The organism is Bacillus sp. JZ34 (assembly GCF_053903205.1).
Genome location: NZ_CP096403.1, coordinates 4,059,382 through 4,075,691, shown reverse-complemented (window position 1 = coordinate 4,075,691; position 16,310 = coordinate 4,059,382). Strand labels below are relative to the sequence as shown.

At 45.0% G+C, this 16,310-nt stretch carries 16 protein-coding genes and 1 other annotated feature (1 of these 17 running past the window's edge); of the genes, 12 read left to right on the top strand and 4 right to left on the bottom strand.

Features of this window, described 5'->3' with window-relative positions; all coding sequences use genetic code 11:
• Nucleotides 1-119, top strand: a binding site (T-box leader) (it extends 140 nt beyond the left edge of the window).
• A gap of 100 nt (nucleotides 120-219) precedes the next feature.
• A complete protein-coding gene (locus tag M1D90_RS20565; protein WP_035337337.1) occupies nucleotides 220-381 on the top strand; it encodes a tryptophan RNA-binding attenuator protein inhibitory protein in 162 nt (53 codons plus the stop codon).
• 19 nt (nucleotides 382-400) lie between these two features.
• A complete protein-coding gene (locus tag M1D90_RS20560; protein WP_456283031.1) occupies nucleotides 401-1,345 on the top strand; it encodes a DMT family transporter in 945 nt (314 codons plus the stop codon).
• Between the two features lie 53 nt (nucleotides 1,346-1,398).
• Here M1D90_RS20560 and M1D90_RS20555 read toward each other — a convergent pair whose 3' ends face one another.
• Entirely contained in the window at nucleotides 1,399-1,554 is a 156-nt protein-coding gene (locus tag M1D90_RS20555; RefSeq protein ID WP_456283030.1) for a hypothetical protein, read from the bottom strand.
• 430 nt (nucleotides 1,555-1,984) lie between these two features.
• On the opposite strand from M1D90_RS20555, the gene M1D90_RS20550 reads away from it, so the two are divergent.
• The 6 genes from M1D90_RS20550 to M1D90_RS20525 all read left to right on the top strand — a co-directional run bounded on the left by M1D90_RS20550 (nucleotide 1,985) and on the right by M1D90_RS20525 (nucleotide 7,460).
• Nucleotides 1,985-3,052, top strand: coding sequence for a YecA family protein (locus M1D90_RS20550; protein WP_128823239.1), 1,068 nt, complete (start codon nucleotides 1,985-1,987; stop codon nucleotides 3,050-3,052).
• 120 nt (nucleotides 3,053-3,172) lie between these two features.
• The gene (locus M1D90_RS20545) at nucleotides 3,173-3,889 is read left to right on the top strand and encodes a lantibiotic protection ABC transporter ATP-binding protein (protein WP_020450024.1); all 717 of its coding nucleotides are present in this window, start codon (nucleotides 3,173-3,175) and stop codon (nucleotides 3,887-3,889) included.
• A complete protein-coding gene (locus tag M1D90_RS20540) occupies nucleotides 3,886-4,644 on the top strand; it encodes a lantibiotic immunity ABC transporter MutE/EpiE family permease subunit (RefSeq protein WP_020450025.1) in 759 nt (252 codons plus the stop codon). The genes M1D90_RS20545 and M1D90_RS20540 overlap by 4 nt, the downstream gene beginning before the upstream one ends.
• 1 nt (nucleotide 4,645) lies before the next feature.
• Complete coding sequence (locus M1D90_RS20535) at nucleotides 4,646-5,416, top strand: lantibiotic immunity ABC transporter MutG family permease subunit (RefSeq protein WP_456283029.1); 771 nt, start codon at nucleotides 4,646-4,648, stop codon at nucleotides 5,414-5,416.
• Between the two features lie 20 nt (nucleotides 5,417-5,436).
• Complete coding sequence (locus M1D90_RS20530; protein WP_020450027.1) at nucleotides 5,437-6,099, top strand: response regulator transcription factor; 663 nt, start codon at nucleotides 5,437-5,439, stop codon at nucleotides 6,097-6,099.
• A complete protein-coding gene (locus M1D90_RS20525) occupies nucleotides 6,090-7,460 on the top strand; it encodes a sensor histidine kinase (RefSeq protein ID WP_020450028.1) in 1,371 nt (456 codons plus the stop codon). Before M1D90_RS20530 ends, M1D90_RS20525 begins: the two co-directional genes overlap by 10 nt.
• Before the next feature lie 56 nt (nucleotides 7,461-7,516).
• Here M1D90_RS20525 and M1D90_RS20520 read toward each other — a convergent pair whose 3' ends face one another.
• A complete protein-coding gene (locus M1D90_RS20520) occupies nucleotides 7,517-8,416 on the bottom strand; it encodes a LysR family transcriptional regulator (RefSeq protein WP_020450029.1) in 900 nt (299 codons plus the stop codon).
• A 109-nt stretch (nucleotides 8,417-8,525) separates the two neighbouring features.
• Here M1D90_RS20520 and M1D90_RS20515 point away from each other — a divergent pair, with 109 nt between their 5' ends.
• The 3 genes from M1D90_RS20515 (at nucleotide 8,526) to M1D90_RS20505 (ending at nucleotide 11,838) form a co-directional block, all read left to right on the top strand.
• Entirely contained in the window at nucleotides 8,526-8,942 is a 417-nt protein-coding gene (locus tag M1D90_RS20515; RefSeq protein ID WP_020450030.1) for a tautomerase family protein, read from the top strand.
• A complete protein-coding gene (locus tag M1D90_RS20510) occupies nucleotides 8,926-9,666 on the top strand; it encodes an SDR family NAD(P)-dependent oxidoreductase (protein ID WP_026580477.1) in 741 nt (246 codons plus the stop codon). Before M1D90_RS20515 ends, M1D90_RS20510 begins: the two co-directional genes overlap by 17 nt.
• Before the next feature lie 87 nt (nucleotides 9,667-9,753).
• Nucleotides 9,754-11,838 (top strand): class I SAM-dependent methyltransferase, encoded by a 2,085-nt coding sequence (locus tag M1D90_RS20505; protein ID WP_456283028.1) that lies wholly within the window; start codon nucleotides 9,754-9,756, stop codon nucleotides 11,836-11,838.
• Nucleotides 11,839-11,848: 10 nt separating this feature from the next.
• Here M1D90_RS20505 and M1D90_RS20500 read toward each other — a convergent pair whose 3' ends face one another.
• The gene (locus tag M1D90_RS20500; protein WP_020450033.1) at nucleotides 11,849-12,925 is read right to left on the bottom strand and encodes a DUF4352 domain-containing protein; all 1,077 of its coding nucleotides are present in this window, start codon (nucleotides 12,923-12,925) and stop codon (nucleotides 11,849-11,851) included.
• 617 nt (nucleotides 12,926-13,542) lie between these two features.
• Nucleotides 13,543-14,943, bottom strand: coding sequence for a YfcC family protein (locus M1D90_RS20495; RefSeq protein WP_195536986.1), 1,401 nt, complete (start codon nucleotides 14,941-14,943; stop codon nucleotides 13,543-13,545).
• A gap of 125 nt (nucleotides 14,944-15,068) precedes the next feature.
• On the opposite strand from M1D90_RS20495, the gene M1D90_RS20490 reads away from it, so the two are divergent.
• Nucleotides 15,069-16,238 carry a M20 family metallopeptidase gene (locus M1D90_RS20490; RefSeq protein ID WP_020450035.1) on the top strand — a complete coding sequence of 390 codons (1,170 nt, stop codon included), beginning with the start codon at nucleotides 15,069-15,071 and terminating at the stop codon, nucleotides 16,236-16,238.
• Nucleotides 16,239-16,310: the final 72 nt, after the last annotated feature.

Genomic DNA, 16,310 nt, shown 5'->3' with positions numbered 1-16,310 from the left:
AGTTCTCTCCGTTATCAAGAGAAGCGTATCGAAAGGGCTGACTGTTCCCTTTCCGTATGTTCCAAGCGAATCGTTGATGCGATTAATAAAGGTGGTACCGCGAGACCCTCGTCCTTTTGTGACGGGGGTTTTTTGTATTTTTAAGGAGGTGGTGGCCATGGAGGAAGGCTGGCCGGAGTGGCCGCATCATATTAAACGGAAACGGAGGTGTGATGGTAAATGGTGATTGCAACGGACGATTTGGAAACGACATGTCCAAATTGCAATGGAAGCGGAAGAGAAGAGCCGGAGCCTTGTCCAAAATGTTCGGGAAAAGGTGTGATTTTGACGGCCCAGGGAAGCACATTGCTCCATTTTATAAAAAAACATATCCACGAATAAAAAGGACGGGTGTTGAAAGTTGAGTCGAGAAGAGAAGAGTACAGCTGAGCAGAGCGGCCATATTCAAAGCGGCGTTCGAAAAGCGGCCGGGGTCGTTTTTATGGTCTTTGGGACGATGTGTTTTGCTTCAAAATCCATTTTTGTCAAATGGGCTTATGAACAAGGTGCACAGCCGGAAGCGGTGCTGTTGTACCGGCAATTATTTGCGGCGCCGCTGTTTTGGCTGATTTTTGTTATGTATCGTTCAAAGCTTCCGGCTAAACCAGAAAAAGCGGAGATTTTTAAAGCTTATGCGGCCGGATTGCTTTGTTTTTTTCTGTCGCCATTGCTTGATTTTATCGGCCTTCATGATGTTTCGGCAATCGTTGAACGGATGATTGTGATGAGCTATCCCATGTTCGTATTGATCATCACTGCCTTTGTAAATAAAAAAATGATCTCGGGTCAAACGTTTGCTGCCATCTTGCTTGTGAATGCCGGGCTGTTCTTGGCTGTCGGCGGATGGGATGTGCAAGCATTTGAAGCGAACCTGTCAGGAGCTTTTTTGATCTTATTGTCCGCTGTCGCCTATGCGGTTTATCTTGTTGTGGCGGGAGGCCTTGTCCGTCAAATCGGCGGGATTCGGATGAATGCCTATGGAATGTCGGCGGCAAGTCTTGCGATGGCCGGTTATGCGCTGTTTCGCGCAACAGGAAAACAGCCGGGAATCCTGCTTTCTTATCCTCCCGCAATGTATGTTTTTTTTATGATCATTGCAGCAGTGACGACGGTCATTCCTTTTTTATTCATGCTGGAAGGCATGAAGCGGATAGGAGCGGAGCGGGGAGCCGTCATTTCTATGATCGGCCCCGTTCTTACCATCTTCGGAGGTGTTTTGTTTTTAAACGAACGTTTAACATCCATTCAGTGGCTGGGGTGCTTCTTTGTGCTCCTGACCATCAGTCTGCTGGAATACCGGAAATAGAAAAAGGGATTCATATCCCTTTTTCTGTATGCACTTAAATACATAAAGATCGTTTACTCAGTGTCGCCTGTTTTCATAACATAAGTTCTAGCCGCAAAATCGTGGACAGCTTGTTTCGTTTCTGAAAAAACGACGGTTAAATACAGCAGACCGAAAGCAATATGCACCCATGAGACGATGTAGTGCACGAAAGCCTGCCATAGCTTCATCCGTCGGCCTGTATCATCAGAAATAATGCGAATTCTAAAAAGTGCTTTTCCAATGTGCATCGGAGCTTTGTCAGCGGCATCAAAAGCGGATACAAAACGAATACCAGCAGTGCTGTTGCACCGACCTCAGGAGATCCGTCTCCAAATCAATGCGGATGAAAAGTGTAATCCGACCGCCAATACGCAATCGATCAACAATCCACCCGCTCTAACCCAAAAACCAGCGTATTGCAAAATGTATAACACCCTCTGTCATAAATGGATGATAAAAACGCAGAACTAACCATTTTATAGTCTTTTTTTCTATTTGACCCCTTTTATAAAATTTTACTTTTCAGCTAAATCATACTGATTTTCATTATCGGATTTCCCCCTCCTGAAAGTTTTGATAAAATAAATAAGTTGTAGTATAAGATACGGAGGTTTAAACGTGGGAAAAGTAAAGAGAAATATGCCTTGCCCCTGCGGCAGCGGGCTGAAATATAAAAAATGCTGCGGCAAAGCGGAGGGAGCGTTTCCGGCTGTCGCGGTGCAGGAATTGAAACAAATCCAGAAAGACGTCATGGAATTCGCTTTTACGGAACATAAAGACACAATCGATCAATTTCTTAATCAGTATTCTTTTCTGTCAGACTTGGAACAGTCTGCACAAAAGATATGTGTTTTTAATCTGGGCGTGTGGGGAGTATTTTCCCGGCCGTTGGCAGACGGAGGATTGACGATTTTCGAAGACTTTTTACAGAAAAAGGGTTCCTCGATTCTCAGATCGCAGACTAAGGAGGCCGTTCAATCGTGGAAAGACCTCTCCCCTGCGCTGCTGCGTGTGAAACATATAACAGATGGCGGCATTCGCTTTGAGGATGCTGTAACAAATGAAGAGCTCACTATAAGGATGAATGTGAAGCGGGAAGGGCCTTTTGTAGGCGAGTACGTGCTCGGCTTTCCGATCAAGATCGGAAGCCATACCGAGTTCTTCTTACAATTCACCATCTATCCTGCAAAAATGGCGGATGCTCTCAAAGACAGGTTAAACGATGCTTTAAGCCGTTTCACAGAAGAAGGCGGAACAAAAGAACAGCTGATGAGAGATGATTTTCATCATGTGTTAATGCAGCTTTGCCGTCAGGAAGAGAGTGCACCGTCTGAACAAGGGTCGGAAGACATCGAATGGGCCAATGAGATGGAGAAAGAAACAGCGCTTGTCTTTGAGAAAGGTATGCTTGACGAAGGACATTCTGAATCATTTGTCTCCTGGGCGGTCGGCCTTTGGAAATCGTATTGTGTTAAAAAAGCGCCGGTCATCAAGAAAACAGAAGCCTTTGCAGCTGCTTTGGAGTATTTTATCAATACGATCTCCAAATCGGAAAAATCGTTATCCCAGGCGAAGCTTGCAAAAAAATACGGTGTCAGCGCTTCGACCGTATCGAATCGTTTTAAAGATATTGAAGCCGTCCTGCAGGACGAACTGGATCATCATCTTGAGCTTATGCCTTCTTAAGGCAAAGGCCGCTAAACCTTTCGGGGAACCGGAAGGTTTTTTGTGTTTGATTCTGATTAAATCTTGAGAAAGGTATTTTAAGATATCGGTACCGATCAGATCAAACAAGGAGAGATTAAGATGAGTACAATTCTATTGGAAACAAGGCATCTTCAAAAAAAGTTTGGAAGGTCGCAAGCGGTCTCAGACGTCTCATTGTCAGTTAAAAAGAACAGTATTTACGGTCTGCTTGGACCGAATGGAGCAGGAAAATCAACGACTTTAAAACTTTTAACCGGAATCTTAAACCCGACTGCCGGGGACATTTTGGTTGAGGGGCGGAAATGGAAAAGGTCTGTATTAAAAGACATCGGTTCTTTAATAGAATCCCCGCCTCTGTATGATAATTTAACAGCCTACGAGAATGCCAAGGTGCATGCCACATTATTGGGTCTTCCTGATGCGAGAATAACAGAGGTGCTTAAAACTGTTGATATGCATCATGCCGGAAAGAAAAAAGCGGGGCAGTTTTCTATGGGGATGAGACAGAGGCTGGGAATCGCCATCGCTCTTTTAAATCGCCCTAAATTACTCATACTTGATGAGCCTACGAACGGTCTCGACCCGATCGGTATACAAGAGTTAAGGGAACTGATCAGGTCATTTCCAAAGCAAGGGATGACGGTCATCTTATCAAGCCACATTTTGTCGGAAGTCGAGCAGATCGCAGACCATATCGGGATTATCAGCGGAGGATACCTCGGATATCAGGGGAAAATCAATAAGGGGGACGATCTCGAGCGGCTTTTTATGGATGTTGTCAAATCAACGCGGGGGAAAGAAGGCGGAGAACAATGATCGGATATTATGCAAAAGCGGAAAACCTGAAGTTTAAAAGAACATTTTCGAGAAAGATGATCTTCATTGTGCCTTTGATTAATATTTGCTTCGCCTTTTTAATGAATCCGGGATTCTTTGTAGCAGGTACGTATAATTGGTGGTCTGTCATCTTGATGCCGGTCATGATCGCCTTGCTTTGTGCATTATCACACCAGAAAGAAATGAAAGCGTCGAATTATAACGGCATTTTTTCTTCTCCCGTACATTTACATATGATCTGGTCTGCAAAAATAAGCGTCATTGCGCTCTATTCTTTAGCGTCTCAAGCTGTTTTTTTAGGGTTCATGGTTGTGATGCAGTTTGTCATTCCTCAATTTTCGAGCATTCATTTGACAGTCATTTCCGCGAATCTGCTGCTTTGGCTTACGACACTGTGGGAGATCCCCATCTGTTTATGGATAGCGCGAAAATTTGGGTTTATATCTGCCGTTTTGTTCAATATGCTGGGCAGTATCGTGTTGGGCATCATGTCGGCATCAAGTCCTTTTTGGTGGCTGAATCCGTGGAGCTGGCCGATCAGGGTCATGTGTCCGACAATTGGCATCCATCCAAACGGTGTGCCTCTTGAAAATGGCGATCCTTTAACAAGCTGGGCAGTCGTTCCTCCGGCTGTTGTTCTATCTGTTGTTTTATTTGCTATTTTGGCGCGTCTGACCAGGCGGTCATTTTCCCCTGCCGTTGATCGCAAATCGATAAAACGGGAGGCGGTTTGATTTGTTGCTATTTTTCAGATGCCTTGCGGCTGATTTTCAAAAAACAAAGCGCACATCTTTTATTTGGCTTCACTTGACCGTTCCGGTTATCTGTGCGAGTGTTTTTCTGCTTTATTTCTATAACAGAGATCATGATCCATATCAATTATACCGCACGTATTTTGAGGCAATTGCGATTGCCCTGCCGCTTCTGATTGGAATAGTGTGCGGAATGACGGCTTCATTAGAGGAGCGGGCAGGCCGTTTTCAAGTGCTGTTGGGCGGCACGGCGCCCAAATTAACGGCTTATTTAAGCAAAGTCACACTGCTTCTGTTCATGAACTTGTGTGCGGTATTCTTGGCTATTGGACTCTATGTATTGGGGCTCAAAGTTCTATTTCATGTGCCGAACCTGACAATCGCCCTTTTTTTAGAGGCTGGGGCATGGCTGGCAGCCGGAAGTGTCACACTTTATTTCATTTATTTTCTGATCAGCTGCATATTTGGAATGGGGGCTTCGATTTTAATAGGCGGGGCAGGTCTTTTGATGACAGCACTGATGAATACGGGATTGGGCGATGTCATTTGGAAATATAATCCCTGGGCATGGGGAATCAGGCTGACAGGGTATAAGGGGATTGACCGATTTGTCCAAATTAATCCGTCTCTGCGTTCTGTTCTAGACGGGGAAATCAAGCAGGGGGCTTTCATCATGGTGTTTGCTATAATAGCTGTATTCGCTCTAAGCATCTTTTGGTTTATCCGCTGGGAAGGAAGAAAAGCTTATGAATAATGAAAAAGGGTGGTCAGCAAGTGGCGAACATTTTGGCAGTAGATGATGAGAAAGATATTCTTGTACTCATACAAAATATTTTGCGCCGCGATCAGCATCAAGTTCATACATTGAGTCAAGTTAACGCCGAATCTCTCGACGTGTTTTCAGGGTATGATTTAATTTTGCTTGATGTGATGATGCCGGGGATGGACGGATTTGAATTATGCGAGAAAATCCGGCCGCTGGTAGATTGTCCGATCCTGTTTCTCACCGCTAAGACAGAGGAAGAGGCCATCGTTAAGGGCCTCCTGACTGGGGGAGACGACTATATTTCAAAACCCTTCGGCGTTCTTGAGCTCAGTGCGAGAGTAAATGCACACTTGAGAAGGGAAAAAAGAGAGAAACACGAAACTAAACGTGTGATTTCCGGTTTTTTATTTCACTTTGACAGCAAAGAAGTATTTATTCATGATCAAAAGCTGAATTTAACAAAAAATGAATTTAAAATATGTGAGCTGTTGGCTCAGCATAAAGGACGAACTTTTACACGAGAAGAAATTTATGATTATGTATACGGGCTGGAAGGCAATGCATTATACTCCACGATAACCGAATTTATCCGCACGATCCGAAAAAAATGCAAAGAACACGAAAGAGATCCGATCAAAACGGTATGGGGCGTAGGGTACAGATGGGAATAATCCGTAAAAAAAAGACGCTGCGCAGAGAACTGATCAAATATATGCTCACTTTGAGTTTCAGCCTGATCGCGATCACGGCTGTATATGTTTTGATCAATATGATCGGAATGAATGCAGGGCTGTTTTATCCTGCCAATTACAATGAAATCGAAGCTGAAAAGCTTAAGCCCAAGCTTCAATCGGCTGAACGGATAACGGAAGACATGATACCTGATACGATGCTGTATGCCATATTGGATAAAAAGTCGAAACAAAAGACAGCGGGAAACATGAAAGAAACGAATCTTTCCATTGTACGGAAAAAAATTGAGAGCAGGCCGTATGTCACCTTAAGTCAAAAAGGCTATATGATCATCGAACGCAAAGACGAGTATTGTGTGTTGGAGTATCCTTTGCGCGCTGAGTTTCGGTCTCCCCTGCTGAGACGGTTTCTCCCGAACTATGAGCTGACAAGCTTATGCATCATCATTCTGCTTCTAATTACGGTCGTTTTTGCGGTAACAACCCGATTTGCAAACAGGTTAAAAGATCATTTTCAAACATTAAACACCATCGCTGAGCAAATTAAAAAACAAAATTTAAATTTCACTCCGGAGTTTTCGAATATTAAGGAATTTGATCATGTGATCAGTTCCCTGATAGACATGAGGAATGCCCTTCAAGCCTCCCTCCGCGCGCAGTGGCACTTAGAGAAAACGAAAAAAGAACAGATCGGCGCATTGGCTCATGACATTAAAATTCCAATGACCATTATTAAAGGTAATGCGGAATTGCTGAGCTTATCACCGCAAAATCAAGAGCAGTCGGAATATATCAGATACATACTTGATGCGGGGCAAAAAATCGATCAGTACATTGACCAATTAATCCATTTGTCAAAAACGGAGGAAGCATTAAATATCGATTATAGAGAAAGTGCTGTGAAACCGTTAGTCGAAAGTGTTCTCAATGACACTGAAGCATACATAGGGAACAAATCGGTTGACATTGTGCTGAAGGAACAGAACCTTGAAGATAAAAAAGCACTGTTGGACAAACAGCTGCTTCATCGAGCGTTGATGAACATCATGACGAACGCTGCAGATCACACACCAGAAGGCGGGAGAATCGATTTTGAAGCTGTGTGTACGGATGATCAATTGATTTTCACAATCACTGACAGCGGAAAAGGATTTTCTCAAGAAGGCCTGCAGAAAGCTGCCGAGCTTTTCTATATGGAAGATAAAAGCCGGACATCGAATGGGCATTACGGTATGGGACTTACCTTTGCGCTTCGTGTTGTCAAGCTTCATCAAGGCGATTTATCGATTAAAAACGGTGAAGCGGGGGGCGGACAGGTGCAAGTAACCATCCCCCTCTGAGACCAGATCATCATCATTCAATGTCCCATTATGTCATCATCCCAAACCTTCCGACATCAGCCGGAAGGTTTTTTCGGTTCTCCCAGTTCCTGTTTCAAATATTGGTAAAGCTTTGCGTCCGCTTGTTTCAGCGGGAAAGACGCGGTTTTGCAAAGGATGCCGAAGGTTACGCTGATCGGGTCATCGCCGATAAACCGGACAATCGTTCCGGGAGGAGGAGGGGAGACGATGCTTTTCGGAATCAGGGCAACGCCGAGTCCAGCGGCAACATAATTTTTCAAAGCGGTCATGCTTCCAATCTCCATCGTGTTCATTTGGCTTCCCGGCAGCTCTTGAAACGCGATTTCGACTTTCTTCCGGTAGGTGCAATTGTTGGCTGTGATCAGTAGACGGTGCTCCCTAAGATCTTTCAGATGGATGTGTTCATTGTTTCCGGCGGGGTGTCCTTCAGGAAGCAGCACTACGAGCTCTTCAGCATATAGCGGTTCAAAATAAAGATCAGTTCCCATTGCCGGAGTCGAACAGACGGCAAGGTCCAGGCTGCCTTGAACCAGCCTTTCCCCCAATGTCGATGAGTTGGCGATATCTACGGAAACCCGGATCTTCGGATAATCCGCTAAAAATCTCCCCAACATCCGCGGCAAATCACAGCTCGCGATTGGTTCGACCGCTCCTAGACGGATATTTCCCGCTTCGCCAAGCAATAAGTCGGCCATATGATGTTGAAGGTGATCCATATTCTTGACAATATGGCTGCTTTCTTCAAAAAAAAGCCTGCCGGCTTCAGTCAGTCGGAATGTTTTCCCCCGCTCGAGCAATCGGATGCCGAGGTCTTCTTCGAGTTTTTTGATTTGCATTGTGACTGTGGACTGCGCATAATTCAGTTCTTCAGCCGCGCGGTTAAAGCTTCCGCAAGCCACGATTTTATGAAACGTCTTTAACGTTTTGAAATCCATCCCATCACCTCAAGTTCAATAAAATTGAATGAATCCTTCAAATGATTCAATTATACAAAATGATATAACCGTTATACACTATTAAACAATACAAAGGAGGAATAAATATATGCCATTTGTCAGGATGGATCTTTTAAAAGGAAGATCAAACGAAGAGCTTCGACGGATTAGCAGAACGGTTCACAAGGCGATGACGGAGACGATCGATGTTCCGGAAGATGATTATTTTCAGGTCATCACCCAGCACGATGAGGAAGAATTCTTTTTCGATCCCGGCTATATGAATATCGAACGGACGAAGGATTTGATCTATATTCACATCACAATGAAAGAGAGACCGGTCGAAAAAAAGCTGGCGCTGTATCAACGCATTGCAGAATGTTTACAAAAAAACGCCGGCATCCGCCAAGAGGACGTCATGATCATTGCGGCCGAAAACGTGAAAGAGAACTGGTCGTTTGGGAATGGAACAGCACAGCTTGCATCAGTTGAAAAGGGAGTGATGAAAAATGGAAATGAAAAATAAAACAGCCCTTGTCACAGGAGGCGGCACTGGGATCGGCAGAGCGGTATCGCTCGCTTTGGCAAACCGCGGCGCAGCGGTTATTGTCAACTATTCGCGTTCCGAAGCGGAGGCGCAAGAGACGGTTGGGATGATTGAAAATCAAGGCGGCCGCGCGCTCGCGATTAAAGCCGATGTTTCTAAGGTCAATGAAGTTCAAGGCATGTTTGATCGGGCGGCCCGTGAGTTCGGCACCGTCGATCTGCTCGTCAACAATGCAAGCATCACCAGGCATATCGAGCTTGATGACTTGGATGGAGCTTCTGAAGAAGTCTGGGATGAACTGTATGCGGTAAATGTCAAAGGGATGTTTTATTGCGCGAGAGCGGCGGCATCTTTAATGAAGCAAAATAAGCAAGGCGCCATCGTAAATGTCGGCAGCATCGCAGGACTGACGGGCTCAGGTTCTTCGCTCCCCTATGCCGTATCAAAAGCGGCGGTCCACGGACTGACGAAATCATTGGCGCATGCGCTCGCTCCGGATATCAGGGTCAGCTGTGTGGCACCTGGCGCTGTATCGACGAGATGGTGGGAGGGGAATGAAGAGAAAATGAAGCGGCTCAGCCAAAAGCTACCGCTTGAACGGATCGCAAAGCCGGAAGATATCGCCTTGCTCATTTGCGCGCTGCTCGAACAAGAAACGGTTACTGGTCAAATCTTAACGGCGGACTGCGGCCAAACATTATAGCGGTTATAAGTCTATTGTCCTATTTCTATATGAAACCATTTACCTTATGATTAGTCATATCGAAATAGAAAAAAGAGGGAAGAACGTATGAGGCGTTTACAATCGTTAGAAGCCATTGAAAAAGTGAAAAGCGGGGATTATCATGTTTTGCGTGATGCTGAATGGCTCAAGTATCTTGTTTTAACTGAAGAACAAAATGTCAATCTGGAGCGGATATCTTCGCTGGAGAACATGCCTCAGAATCCCGTGTTTCTTTATGTGGAACAGACGCTCTCCATCTTGGAGAAAGCGGACATTCCTGAGCGGGAAAAAGAAATCATTGAAGAGGTTCTTATATGGAGTGAAACGGCTAAGTGCGGCCAGCCTCATAAAAGAAAGGAATGGCGTGAGAAAGGCTTTCAGCTTGCGATCCATAATATCGGGTCGGCGCAGATTTATGCTGATCGAAGACAGGCGTATATGCCGGAGCGGCAGGATATTGAGGAACTCATCTATATTTTGATTTTGACGCATGGACTCGTCGGGCAGTATATCCGCGGAGAATCAAGGTATCGCCAATTCACTCCTCTTATCGATTGGATTGAAGCATCCGAACTTCAGCACATCGACATCAGGCGGGTTCTGTACGTTCTGAACAAATGTATCATTGAAGGGGTTTCGCCGGCGCTTTGGGAATCGATTGAACAAGACGTGAACCGGATAATCGGCCAAATCTGCACAGGAGAAAGAAACAAAGATTGGCCGTTTGCGGAAAGGATCAGAAAACTGCGGGGACAGGCGCTCGATTCCGGCGAAGACAGCAGCCGGTACGAGCGGTTTTTGAGGGAACATGCGGCGGAAGATGCGCTGAGACGCTTCTTTCAGCGGATCGATTTATGGTATGTGGAATCCGCCTTGTCATCGTTCAGTTTTGAAGAGTTTGTCAAAATCTTTTTGCTAGTGCTTCGTTCTGTCAATCCTTTATCAGTCAAGCATATCAGCTTTGAGCCGCTGATGAAGGACATGTACCGTGATTACCAGGGTGTGCGTCATACGAATGTTTATAAAAAACGGATTATCGAAGCGTGCTTAAAAGAGATGTCGATCAGCGATTTGCTTTTCGGCGGGGTGCATGTAAATGAACACGTTTCGCTTGCTGTTCAGCCGTTTGATCAGGCTTCCGAGATTGTCGGCGTCACGTTTTCGTTTTCGCAGGCCGGACTGAAGCTGATTGAATTTTGCCAGGAAGCGGAGAAATCGCCTTTATATGAACGGGCGATCGTGCTGCTTTATGATTTTTTTGAGTTTCGCAAGGATTCGTTTGACCGGCTGCAAAATGAAGCGGCTTATCTGTCTGACATGAACGGTGCGGAAGATTATAAAAAGAAGATTGCCGATTATGCTGTTGGAGAAAGAATGCTCGACATCGGAGCCGGAGGCGGCGTGATGCTTGATTTGCTGACGAACCAGCATCCTGAAGCAGAGGTCATCGGCATCGACCTTTCCGTCAATGTCATTGAGGAGCTCCAAAAAAGAAAAGTGCGCGAACATAAGCCGTGGCATGTGAAACAGGCTGATGCGTTGGATCTTCCTGAGTACTTCGAACAGAAAAGCGTCGACACGATTGTATTTTCATCGATATTGCACGAATTGTTTTCATACATTCCGTATGAAGGAAAACGATTTAATCATCTCGTCATTGCCCAAGCGTTAAAAAGTTCCTTTGATATTCTGAAGCGGGGAGGCAGAATCATCATCAGGGACGGAATCATGACCGAAAACAAAGAGGAAACGCGGCGGATTCGCTTTAAAGACCCGGATGGAATGGATTTCTTGAAACGGTATGTCCATGATTTTAAAGGGAGAAAGGTGCAAATTCTTGAGGCTGAGAAGGATGCGGCCGTACTGTTTGTGAATGACGCGATGGAATTCCTCTATACATATACTTGGGGAGAAGAAGCCTATCCGCACGAAGTGAAGGAGCAGTTCGGCTATTTTACGCCGACTGAATTCCGGCGCTGTATTGAGAAAGAGTTGGGGGAACGCGCGAACATTCTTGTGTTCGAACACTATGTACAGGAAGGGTATGAAGAACACCTTAACCCTAAAATCGAGCTGACAGACCGGCTCGGCCGACGCGTGCCGCTGCCGGACAGCACTTGTTTTATTGTAATTGAAAAAAAGCACCACTAGGGTGCTTTTTTTAGTTGTTGCTTTTAAGGAAGCTTGAGAAGTATTGTTCGGTCTTGTAATTATCAGCATCCATTTTCCATTTGTCATTTTTTGATTTTTCAAGCTTAACTTCAACTGTTTTCTCACTTGAAGTCGCCTGTGCTTTTTTGATTTCTTCACTCATGATGTCAATCGCAGGATTGATCAATTCATCTCTGGACATGAAGTTTTTGCCGCTGTCTTTCACATAGTCTTCCAGTCTTTTCTTCACTTTCTTTTGGACATCCGTATTATCGATTGGTGTAACGGTTGCTTCAACAGTTGCTTCATCGCCTGAAATTGATTTTGTAACTGCTTTGACTTGAGATTTTTCTTGATAAGCGTTTTGGATGGCGCTGATCAGTTTATTCAATTTCTTTTTATCGACATCTTCTTCATCATAATATCCTAAAGAGCGAACGATTGATTTTTGAGCGCCTTCAAGGTAATCGGTAACGACTTCACGTTTATTTTCGTCGACCAGTTTATCAAAGTTATCATTATCTTTGCCGAAAATCGTTACATCTGTGTAAGCCAGCAAAGCTTTGGCCGGATCTTCAAGTTTTTTGGCTGTTTTCAGCAAATCGTCGCTGCCGCCGTCGATCTCGAATTTGACAGGATCGGCTTTGTTTTCACCGTACATGTCAGGTGTGTATTCAAGCTGAAACTTTTTGCCCTTTTCAACGATGTAATAGATATTTCCGTCGACTTCCTTGTCAGAATTCAGCGTGGAAGAACGAAGTCTCTTGTTTCTTTCATCATATACGCTGACGTCCGACATTTTTGAGTCGCCTTCGTAAAGGCTGAATTGGCTTTTATCAACCATCAATGGTTCTTTTCCTGTATTTTTAACGGAAACATTGATCTTTAGTATAAGTTCATTTTCGTGCAGGTTTGTTGATGAATCATCCGGAAGCGTATATTCGGAGCTTAGTATTTTAACTTCTGCATTATCTGCTTTTTTCGTATCTTCTTTCTCTCCGCTCGCACTTTTGCTGCCTCCGCAGGCTGTTGACACGACTGCTACAATCATCAAAAGCATCATTAGAAAAAACTTTTTACTTCGCATGGTCTGTCTCCTTTTTTATTATTATTTTTTCAATGTTATGTAAATGAAAAGAATGGGGTGGTTAGGGTAAAAAGGCCCTTCATCGGGACAAATCTTACTCAAGTCCCGGTCATTTCATTTATCTAACAGTGAAAATTTGATTATAATTCTTCCTTTTTCCTTAGTTTCTTTAAAAAAACAGAAACAACATCACTCATTTTAAGGTTTGAAGAATCAATAATAAATAGGTGTTAAATACTAATTTTGGTCAATGTTTTGCAAGATTAGGCATGTTTTCAAACTTTGGGTAGTATGAATAGACTAAAACTAATGACTTACAAAACGGTGCATTTAATTGAGATTGATCCATTTTCCAGCTTAGCCATGACAAGGCAGAACAGGTGAAAAATATAAGTGTTTTGTTTAGAATCCGCCACTTTGTTGATGAATTTTGAAATTGGACTATGGTGGATAAAAAGTCCCGTTTTCGGGTTTTCTTAACCTGAGCTTAAAATTTAGTAGATCAATCGTCTCAGAAACGCCGGTTTTGATGGTTTAGCTTCTCTATGGTCAGGGAGACGGAGACATGTATGAGGAATGCAGCCGGGGGCTCCGGCTGCATATTGTGGACCGGATGTTTACTTAATACCGATGATCATGGCGATAACAATTGCGGCGGCGCCGATGAAAATCCAGCCTGCGACCAGCTTCCAGACAAACTTGACCCAGCGTTCGTAAGTGACGCCTGCGATTGAAAGCGAAGCCATCAGTACACCGGAGGTCGGGATGATGGAGTTGGTGATTCCGTCTCCGTATTGATACGCGAATACGGCAATCTGGCGTTCGAATCCCAATAAATCGGCCAGCGGCGCCATAAGCGGCATCGTTGTGGCTGCCTGTCCGCTTCCGGATGGAATAAATGTGTTGATCACGATTTGCACGGCGAACATGCCAATGGCGCTGATTTCGTTCGGAAGTGAGCTGATGGCTGAAGCAAGGCTGTTGATGATCGTATCGATAATCTGTCCGTTTTCCAATACGATGACAATGGCACGGGCGAAGCCGACAATCAGCGCTCCGTATACAACCTGTTTCATACCGTCGACAAATGAATGGAAGGTGTTGTTGATGCCGAGTCCTCCCGCAAGGCCGGCGGCAAAGCCGATGATGAGAAAGCCGGCCGACAACTCGCTTAAAAACCACCCCCATTGAAATACACCGAACATATTGATGCCGAAGCCCAATGCTGTAATCAGCAGGACGAGGCCGTGTCTTCCAGTGAAGGAAAGATCAGCTTGTCCTGCGGCTGTCTCTTCATTCATCTCTGTTTCGCTTCCATACATCAAACCGGTATTTGGGTGCGCTTTGACTTTTTCGGCGTACCGCATGACATAAAAAATGGAGAAACCGAGCATGGCGGCATAAACGGCCAATCTATAACCGAGGGCGCTAAACACCGGGACTTCCGCAATTGTCTGTGCGATTCCGACTGTGAACGGGTTCAACATGCCGCCGGTGAACCCTGCAGCCGCGCCAAGGGAAATCATCGCCAGCCCGGTCATTGAATCATAGCCAAGCGCTCTTGCAACAGCGATGCCGATCGGAATAAAAATAATCGTCTCTTCAGATAAACCGATCGTTGCGCCTCCGATGGAAAAGACGAACATGGTGACGGGAATCAGGAGGAAACCGCGTTTCTTCAAGCGCTGCACGAGCACATGAACACCTGCACGAATCATCCCGGTCTGATGGATGATGCCGAAAGCTCCGCCTATTAAAAAGATGTAAAAAATAATATCCGCCGATTGAATCATGCCTTCCGGTATGGCTTTAAACATCTCGAAAAAACCGACCGGACCGGCGTCAGTCTGTGTGTAGCTCCCTTGTACGATAACCGTTCGGCCGTCTTCTTCAACCCGTTCAAATTCTCCTGATGGAATGAAGTATGAAGCCAGTGCAGCTAAAATGATAATGAAAAAAATCAAAGCATAAGTATGAGGGAAGTGCAGTTTTATTTTCTGGGGGGTGCCATTGCTCATTCCGTTCGTCTCCTTTATAATGTATTAATATTCATATAATTATATATTTAATCATTTTGAGGATATGAGCTTTACTTTGTCAACCCTGGAAAAGAACTTCCGGTAATGGAGAAGGGAGAACCGTTATGAAAAAACAAATTGAGAAAGAGATCGAACATATTCGTGAAGAGCTGCTGCATATCAGCCAGTATATAGGCAATCACCCTGAACTGGGGCATGAAGAATTCAAAGCTTCAAAGATTCTGTCCGAGGAGCTGAAAAAACACGGTTTTCAGGTGGAGTTAGGAACATGCGGCCTTGCGACGGCGTTTACGGCCGAATTTGACAGCGGCCGTCCCGGCCCTGCCATCGGGTTTATGGCTGAATATGATGCATTACCTGACCTTGGCCATGCCTGCGGGCACAATTTGATCGGCACGATGGCGGTCGGCGCCGCAATCGGCGTCAGCAAAGTCATCGCATCATGCGGAGGGAAAGTGTATGTTTACGGAACGCCTGCGGAAGAAACGAAAGGCGGAAAAGTAACCATGGCCGAACAAGGGGTTTTTGATCACTTGGACGCCGCTATGATGGTTCATCCGTATTGCAGGCATGAAAAAAGCGGAACATCGCTGGCGATGGATGCGATTCAATTCGAATTCTTCGGAAAGGCCTCGCATGCGGCGGGAGCGCCTCACGAAGGAATCAATGCGCTCGATGCCGTCATTCAGACATTCAACGGCATTAATGCGCTCAGACAGCATATTCTCCCTGATGCCCGGATTCATGGGATTATCCCGGAGGGAGGGAAAGCGGCAAATGTTGTGCCGGATTATGCGGTTGCCCAGTTTTATGTCAGAGGAACGGAACGTGCTTATGTCAATGAATTGCTTGATAAAGTAAAAAATTGTGCAAAAGCAGCCGCACTTGCGACTGGCGCCCGACTTGAGAGCTCTTTTTACGAGCTGTCTTACGATGATTTGAAAACAAATGAAACGCTGTCAGACGCCTTTACACAAAACATGATTGAGTTGGGCGTCGATCCCGATTCGATTCATGAAAAAGCGGACGGAGGAGGTTCAGTTGATATGGGGAATGTCAGCCAGATCGCACCTTCCATTCATCCTTATGTACAAATTTGCGATGAACCGTACGCGTGCCACACACCCGAGTTTCGGGAGGCAGCCATGAGCAGCCAAGGGTTCGAAGGCTTAATGCTCGGCGCAAAATCTATGGCATTCACCGCCTATGATGTGCTCACCAATGAAGAGTTGTTGAGAAAAATAAAGGAAGAATTCAGCTTTTTAAAACAATAGAAGGTCTGAAGAGGGAAACGAGGTTTCCCTTTTTTTAATGCAAAAAAACGCAGAAGAAAATCTAACATATAA